The following is a 7,207-nucleotide window of genomic DNA, read 5'->3' as shown; positions in this document are numbered from 1 at the left end:
TCACCGCACCTTGCGCACCCCGAGGATCAGCCCGCCCGCGGCCAACGTGGCGACCGCCGAAGCCGCGAACAGCCCGGGGTAACCGCCCAGATCCGCGAGGATCACCGTCGCCAGCAGCGGCGCGATGACCTGCGGCAGCAGGTTCGCGATGTTCACCACCCCGAGGTCCTTCGCACGGTCCTGCGCCGCGGGAAGGACCTCGGTGAGGATCGCCAGCGCGACCGCCCAGTAGGCGCCGAACCCGACACCGAGCAGCGGCGACGCGGCCAGCGCGGCGGGCCAGGTCTGCCAGAGCACCAGCACCACCGCGGCCGCCGCCATCACCACGACCGCGAACAGCACGTAGGGCTTGCGCCGCTGGGAACGGTCCGACAACCAGCCGACGGTGAGGCCGCCGACCACCAGCGCCGCCCCGTACAGCCCCATCATGATCAGCAGTCCGCTGTCCGGATCCGGGTAGTGGACCGCATCCTTGAGGAAGAACAGCAGGTAGAACGTGCCGAGCGCGTTCCCCAGGTTGATCATGAAGTGGCAGCCCCATGCCCAGAAGAAGTCCGGCTGCTCCTTCGGTGACACCCACAGTTCGGCCAGCACGTCCCGCCACCGGTTCGACGGCAGCCAGTCCCGGGGCAGCGCGAGGTCCGGGGTGCGCAGCACGAACACCACCGCACCGGCCACCACCACCGCCGCGCAGGCGAGGTAGCCGCCGGGCAGCTTGGTGACCACGACGGTGACCAGCACCGCGCCGAGCACGGTGCCCAGCATCTGGCTGATCCCGACCAGTCCGCCGATCTGCGCGCGCTGTTCGACCGGGACCCGGTCCGGCACGGCGGAGGTCAGCGTGGCCAGCATGCCGTTGAGCCCCGCCTGGACCAGGCACCAGCCGAGGGTCATCATCACGACGGTGGGTGCGAACGCGAGGACCGCCAGCCCGGCGGCACCGACGCAGGCCCCGAGCAGGGTCCACGGGTGGCGGCGGCCGAACCGGGACCGGGTGCGGTCCGACGCCAGCCCGACGAGCGGGTTCGCGAACAGCGAAACCACCGCGCCGACCCCGGTCACCACGCCGAACACGAGTTCCTTGTTCGCCGAGTCCAGCAGTTCGGCCTGTTCGGGCAGCAGCACCTGGATCGGGGCGTAGATCCCCAGCCAGAGGCCGATGTTCGCGAGGAACAGCAGCGTCGTCCAGCCGGGACGGACCCGCGCGGTCGGTTCGGCCAGCGCCGCGGGCAGGGCGGTTTCGCTCATTTCCTCACCAGTTTCCGGTACCAGGCGAAGGAGTCCTTGGGTGTGCGGCGCTGGGTTTCGTAGTCCACCTGGACCAGCCCGAAGCGGGGAGCGTACCCCTTGGACCATTCGAAATTGTCGAGCAGGGACCAGACGAAATAGCCTCGAACGTCCACTCCGGCCGACATCGCGGCACGAACGGCCGCCAGATGGCCCTTGAGGAATTCGATCCGCTCAGGATCGTGCACTCCGTCGAAGCTGCACCCGTTTTCCGTGATGTAGACGGGTGGAAGCGCCTCGCCGTAGCGCTCGCGGAAACCGACGAGCAGTTCGCGCAGCCCGTCGGGCACGATCGGCGAATCGTTCGTCGTCCGTGGATATCCCTCGATCGGGCGAAGTTCGAAGGGAAGCGGATTGCCTTCACCGGGCGCGGCGGCACCCTGCGGTTCGTAGTAGTTGACGCCGTAGAAATCCAGCGGCTGCGCGATGACCGGCAGGTCGCCGTCGAATCCCTCCGGGAGGTGTTCGTGCATTTCGTCCGGATACCTGCCGAGCAGAACGGGATCGGCGAACAGGCGGTTGAGCAGGGCATCGAGCCAGGTCGCGGCCGCGCGGTCGCCTTCGCCGTCTCCGGCGGCCCAGACCGGCGAATGGTGGTTGGCGGTCCCGATGCTCTCCGCGCCCGCCGCACGCAGGGCCTGCGTCGCCAGGCCGTGCGCGAGGTGCTGGTGGTGCGCGGTGGGAACGGCCCCGAGCAGCAAGGTCCGGCCGGGTGCGTACTCGCCGATGGCGTAGCCGTAGACCGTGGTGACCATCGGTTCGTTGATCGGGATCCACATCCGCACCCGGTCGGCGAACCGTTCGCCCAGTATCGCGGCGTAGTCGGCGAACCTGGCGGCGGTGTCCCTGGCCAGCCAGCCGCCGGTGTCTTCCAGCGCCTGGGGCAGGTCCCAGTGGTAGACGGTGCCCGCCGGGGAGATCCCCGCCGCGCACACGGCGTCGAGCAGCCGGTCGTAGAAGTCGAGTCCGCGGGGGTTCGGCGCCCCTCCCCCGTTCGGCTGAATTCTGGGCCAGGCGAAGGACATCCGATAAGCCCCGACGCCCAGATCCGCCATCAGTGCGACATCCTCCGGGTAGCGGTGGTAGTGGTCGTCGGCGACGATCTGGCCCTGGTCCGCCGTGAACGTGTCCCAAATGGACTGTCCTCGACCGTCGGCATCGGTTGCGCCTTCGATCTGGAAGGCTGAGGTGGACACGCCCCAGAGGAAATCGGGCGGGAAGGTGAGGTTTTCCACTGGCATTCGCCCTTCGGCGAGGGAAACATGAAAATTTCTCATACGATAGCCGTTCCCTCGTCCGGGGGGGAAGCGGTTCGGCACGCTAAAGTCGCAGTTCAGAGCACCAGAAGGAGCACATCGTGTCGGACACCCAGGCGACCCCGCTGCGCCGTCAGCCGGTGCAGCGGCGAAGCGCCAGGCGAGTGGAGCAGATGCTGGACGCGAGTGCGGAGCTGATCGACGAGGTCGGCTACGAATCGCTCACCACCACACTCATCGCGAAGCGCGCCGGAGTCGCGGTGGGCTCGTTGTACCAGTTCTTCCCGGACAAGCGGGCCGTCGTCCAGGCTCTGACCCAGCGCAACCTCGACCGCTTCATGGCGGCGGTCAGCGAACGGCTCGCCCGCGAGGATCCGCACCACTGGTGGGACGTGGTCGACTCGATCCTCGACATCTACCTGGAGATGCACCGTTCGGTGCCCGGTTTCTCCAAGGTGCACTTCGGCGACGTGGTCGACCGGCAACTCCTCGACGACAGCCGCGACAACAACAAGGTCATCGCCGATGCGCTGACCGACCTGGTGCGCAAGTACATCGAAACGCCCGGCGAGAAGCTCCCACTGGCCATCACCGTGGCCATCGAGGTGGCCGACGCGCTGCTCAAGCTGGCCTTCCACCGGGACCCCGACGGCGATCCGGAGATCGTCGAAGAGACCAAGCAACTGATCAAGGGATATCTCGCCGGCCGACTCGGCGAGTAGTCCACAGGGCCTGTGGACAACTCACTCCGGGCTAGCCGAAGTTCTGCTGCTCCCCGCGGTAGGTCGGGACGGTCCGCACTACGCGGCCGTCCTCGACGATGTGGTACTCCGTGAACCGCTCGGCGAGTTCGCCCGCCTTCGCGTGACGGAACCAGACGCGGTCACCGATCCGCAGGTCACGGGCCGGTTTTCCGGTCACCGGCGTCTGGACCTCCCCGGCCCCCTCCACCGGGAGGAGCCTGAGTCCGGCGGGCAGGTACGGCGACGGGAGCCGGGAGGCCGAAGGCGGTCCGGACGCGATGTACCCCCCGGCGAACAGGGTCGCGATACGGGCCGTCGGCTTGTGGACAACCGGCAGTGCGAACAGCGCGGCGGGGCGCGGCCGGAAGCGCGTGTACCCGTCGAACAGGGTCGAGCCGATCAGCCCGGATCCCGCGGCCGCCTCGGTCACCGCCGGCTCGGCGAGCGTGAGCTCGATACTCCCCGAGCCGCCGCCGTTGACGAACTCCAGTTCGGCGATCGCGCGCACCGCGCGGACCGCTTCGGCGCGCCGCCGCGCGAGTTCCCGCGCCGAACGCCGCTGCATCCAGCGCACCAGTGCGTCGGTCCGTTTCCCCGTGGCGTCGGGCAGCCCCGCGATCTGCCCCTCGTAGGCCATCAGCCCGACCAGGCGGAATCCCGGGCGGGCCACCACCGACCTGGCCAGTGCCGCCGCCTGCCGCGGGGTGAAAACCGGCGAGCGGCGGGTGCCGACGTGCACCAGGCGCAGCGGTCGCCAGGACGCGTCGAGTTCGAGGCAGACCCGGATCTCCGGATGGCCCGGTCCGAGCACGGCGGTCACGAAGTCCAGGTGCGCGGCCGAGTCGACCATGATCGTGATCGCGGCCCTTGCCCGCTCGTCCGCGGCGAGACGGCGCAGCGCCCCGCGGTCGGCGGTCGGGTAGGCGACCAGGATGTCGTCGCACGTCCCGCTTTCGACGTGCCACAGCGCCTCCGCGAGCGAATAGCACATCAGCCCGGAGAAACCGGGCTTGGCCAGCGCGCGTTCGATGAGGTAGCGGCAGCGCAGGGACTTGCTGACCAGGCGGATCGGCCTGCCTTCCGCCCGCCGGAGCAGGTCGTCGGCGTTCGCGTCGAACGCGGCCAGGTCGATGACGGCCAGCGGGGGATCGAGATCCTTCGTGGCCAGGTCAAAGGTGACCGCACTCGATGTGCTCATGCGCAGTACGGTACGGCAGCAGGTCTTGAAAAGCGAATATCTTTCACCTACGGTTTCCGTCACTCCGATACGAACAGGTGACTCCCCATGAACCGGTGGACCAACTGGGCGGGCACCGCGACCGCCGAACCGCACCGCGTGCACACGCCGCGCAGCGTGGCCGAAATCGCCGAGGTGGTGGCCGGTGCCGCCGTCGACAACCGTCGCGTGCGGCCCCGCGGCAGCGGGCACTCCTTCACACCCATCGCGGTGGCCGACGGCGACGCGATCGACCTGACCCACTGGAGAGGCATCGCCTCGGTGGACGCCGGGAACCATCGCGTCACCGTCCGCTCGGGTACGCCACTACACCAGCTCAACGCCGAGCTCGAAGCGCTCGGGCTGGCGATGACGAACCTCGGCGACATCGACGCGCAGACCATTTCGGGCGCGGTGTCCACCGGTACGCACGGTACCGGGGCCCGTCTCGGCGGCCTGGCCACCCAGATCGCGCAGCTCGAACTCGTGCTGGCGGACGGCTCCGTGGTCACCTGCTCGGCCGACCGGCGGCCCGATCTGTTCGCCGCGGCCAGGGTCGGCCTCGGCGCACTCGGCGTGATCAGCCACGTGACGCTGCAGTGCGAGCCCGCCTTCGTGCTCTCCGCGCAGGAGCGCCCGGAACCGCTCGAAGAAGTACTCGACGGCTTCGACCAGTTCGCGGAGGAAAACGACCATTTCGAGTTCTACTGGTTTCCGTACGGCCGCAACGCACTGGTCAAGCGCAACAACCGGCTGCCGTCCGGCGCCGACCGCAAACCACTGAGCCGCGCACGCCAGTTCCTCGACTACGAGATCATGGAGAACATCGCCTTCGGCACGCTGTGCCGGGTGAGCCGCGCGGTCCCGCGCCTGACGCGACCGCTGGGCCGGTTCGCTTCGGCCGTGCTTTCCGCCCGCGAGTACAGCGACCTGTCCCACCGCGTGTTCGTCACCCACCGCGGCGTGCGGTTCGTCGAATCCGAGTTCGCGGTCCCCCGGGAGTCCGTGCACCACGTGCTCTCCGAACTGCGGGCCCTGGTCCCCCGGCTGGAAAACCCGGTGGCCTTCCCGGTGGAGGTCCGGGTGGCCGCCGCCGACGATCTCTGGCTGTCCACCGCGCACGGCCGCGACTCCGCCTACATCGCCATCCACCAGTTCACCGGCATGCCGTACCGCGAGTACTTCGCGGGGTTCGCGGCCATCGTCGCCGAAGTCGGCGGGCGGCCGCACTGGGGCAAGATGCACGATCTCGACGCGGCCGCGCTGCGGGCGCTCTATCCCCGGTTCGACGACTTCCTCCGGATCCGCGACGAGGTGGATCCGGCAGGCGTGTTCGCGAACCCCTATCTGGACCGGGTACTGGGCCCCGCCCCGCGAGCCGCCGACCGCTGAGACTCCCGGCCACCGTCCAGGGCCGTGAAGGGTCCCTTCACGGCCCTGCCTCCGGGCACGGCCTGAAGGCTCAGATCCGCGCGACGGCTTCGTCGATCGGCGTGTTGCCGCCGACGAGTTCGAGGGTGCGGTGCACGCTGCGCTGCTCCTCCAACAGTGCGAGGAGGACGGCGGCGACGTCGTCGCGGGGGATTTCGCCGTAACCGACCGAATCGGCCAGATGCACCTCGCCGGTGCCGGGCTCGTCGGTCAGCCTGCCCGGACGCAGGATCGTCCAGTCCAGGTCGCGGGCACGCAGGTCCTGTTCGGCGGCTTCCTTCGCCCGCAGGTAGGCGGCGAACACCTCATCGGTGCCCGGGCGGGGCGGACGGCCCACGCCTATCGAACCGATCTGCAGAAGACGGCGGACAGCCGCCCGTTCGGCCGCCGCGGCGAACAGCGCCGCTGCGCCCCGGTCCACGGTGTCCTTGCGCGCCACTCCGCTGCCGGGCCCCGCGCCCGCCGCGAACACGGCGGCGTCGGCGCCACGCAGCACCTCGGCGACTTCCCCGGTCTCGGCGGTTTCGAGATCCAGCACGACGGGCTCCGCGCTCACCGCGCGCAGATCGGCCGCCTGGGCGGGATCGCGAATGATCCCGACCGCCTGATCACCGTGGGCGGCCAGCAGCCGCGCCAACCGCATCGCGATCTTGCCGTGCCCGCCCGCGATCACCACTCGCATGACACAGAAGCCTACTCAGGCCACCGGAAGGTCGTAGGAGGCGAGGAGCTGCTCGTACACGATCTCGTTGACCCAGCGGGAGACCGCGTCCTCCGGCAGGACGAGCCGCTCGTGGCAGCCATCGAGGTCGCGGTCGACGACGGCGTCCTCGTCGGCGGAGACGACGGCCAGGCCGTAGGACCGGGCACGCGGCAGGCAGTTGTCCAGGTAGTCCTTGCTCATCACGGCGGAGGAGGGAAGAACCATGGCCGCGTCGCCGTAGCGGGCGAACGGGACCGCGGCGGCCATCGCGGTGCGCCAGTGGCGAGCGACGGCGAGCACGCCGACGATCTCCGCGGCCGGGGCGGGGGCGGTGGCGGTGAACTCCGGCCAGGTCCAGGTGGCCACCGTGGTCCGGTCGGTCACCGGGCCGACGCCGAAGGCGATCCGCTCGGCGTGCACGTCGGTGCGCAGCTTCGCCACCACGCAGACGCGGCGGCCGAGGATGGTCACCTCCGGCAGGACGACGCCCTGCCAGCCGAGCCTGCCGGCGGCGGCGTTCGCCAGGAAGGAGGTACTCGCGGGAAGCTCGACGGGCGGGACGACACGGGTG

The 7,207-nt window shown here is 69.9% G+C and carries 7 protein-coding genes; 2 read left to right on the top strand and 5 right to left on the bottom strand.

The features are described 5' to 3' along the window. Both FNH05_RS27825 and FNH05_RS27820 read right to left on the bottom strand, forming a co-directional pair. Positions 1–1,248 carry an MFS transporter gene (locus tag FNH05_RS27825; protein WP_144591810.1) on the bottom strand — a complete coding sequence of 416 codons (1,248 nt, stop codon included), beginning with the start codon at positions 1,246–1,248 and terminating at the stop codon, positions 1–3. Then, on the bottom strand, positions 1,245–2,522 hold the full coding sequence (locus tag FNH05_RS27820) for a GH1 family beta-glucosidase (protein ID WP_144591814.1): 1,278 nt from the start codon (positions 2,520–2,522) through the stop codon (positions 1,245–1,247). The genes FNH05_RS27825 and FNH05_RS27820 overlap by 4 nt, the downstream gene beginning before the upstream one ends. A 122-nt stretch (positions 2,523–2,644) precedes the next feature. Between FNH05_RS27820 and FNH05_RS27815 the strand changes: the two genes are divergently transcribed. Next, entirely contained in the window at positions 2,645–3,265 is a 621-nt protein-coding gene (locus tag FNH05_RS27815) for a TetR/AcrR family transcriptional regulator (protein ID WP_186382772.1), read from the top strand. A 31-nt stretch (positions 3,266–3,296) separates the two neighbouring features. Here FNH05_RS27815 and FNH05_RS27810 read toward each other — a convergent pair whose 3' ends face one another. Then, complete coding sequence (locus FNH05_RS27810; protein ID WP_144591808.1) at positions 3,297–4,484, bottom strand: amino acid deaminase/aldolase; 1,188 nt, start codon at positions 4,482–4,484, stop codon at positions 3,297–3,299. Between the two features lie 87 nt (positions 4,485–4,571). On the opposite strand from FNH05_RS27810, the gene FNH05_RS27805 reads away from it, so the two are divergent. Then, on the top strand, positions 4,572–5,894 hold the full coding sequence (locus FNH05_RS27805) for a D-arabinono-1,4-lactone oxidase (RefSeq protein WP_144591806.1): 1,323 nt from the start codon (positions 4,572–4,574) through the stop codon (positions 5,892–5,894). Positions 5,895–5,964: 70 nt separating this feature from the next. On the opposite strand, the gene FNH05_RS27800 is transcribed toward FNH05_RS27805, so the two are convergent. Together FNH05_RS27800 and FNH05_RS27795 are read right to left on the bottom strand one after the other, a co-directional pair. After that, positions 5,965–6,615 carry an NAD(P)H-binding protein gene (locus FNH05_RS27800; protein WP_144591804.1) on the bottom strand — a complete coding sequence of 217 codons (651 nt, stop codon included), beginning with the start codon at positions 6,613–6,615 and terminating at the stop codon, positions 5,965–5,967. A gap of 15 nt (positions 6,616–6,630) precedes the next feature. Then, positions 6,631–7,207 (bottom strand): hypothetical protein (locus tag FNH05_RS27795; protein WP_246127979.1); only part of this gene is annotated, 577 nt, incomplete at its 5' end.

The sequence above is a fragment of the Amycolatopsis rhizosphaerae genome (assembly GCF_007713715.1).
Taxonomy (GTDB): Bacteria; Actinomycetota; Actinomycetes; order Mycobacteriales; family Pseudonocardiaceae; genus Amycolatopsis_E; species Amycolatopsis_E rhizosphaerae.
Note: the sequence above shows the minus strand (reverse complement) of the source record. Positions and strands in the feature narration are given on the sequence as shown.

What these genes read in the sequence shown, in the direction of transcription:
- FNH05_RS27800 (WP_144591804.1), bottom strand. Translation starts at nt 6,615, where the DNA reads ATGCGAGTGGTGATCGCGGGCGGGCACGGCAAGATCGCGATGCGGTTG.
- FNH05_RS27825 (WP_144591810.1), bottom strand. Translation starts at nt 1,248, where the DNA reads ATGAGCGAAACCGCCCTGCCCGCGGCGCTGGCCGAACCGACCGCGCGG.
- FNH05_RS27805 (WP_144591806.1), top strand. Translation starts at nt 4,572, where the DNA reads ATGAACCGGTGGACCAACTGGGCGGGCACCGCGACCGCCGAACCGCAC.
- FNH05_RS27810 (WP_144591808.1), bottom strand. Translation starts at nt 4,484, where the DNA reads ATGAGCACATCGAGTGCGGTCACCTTTGACCTGGCCACGAAGGATCTC.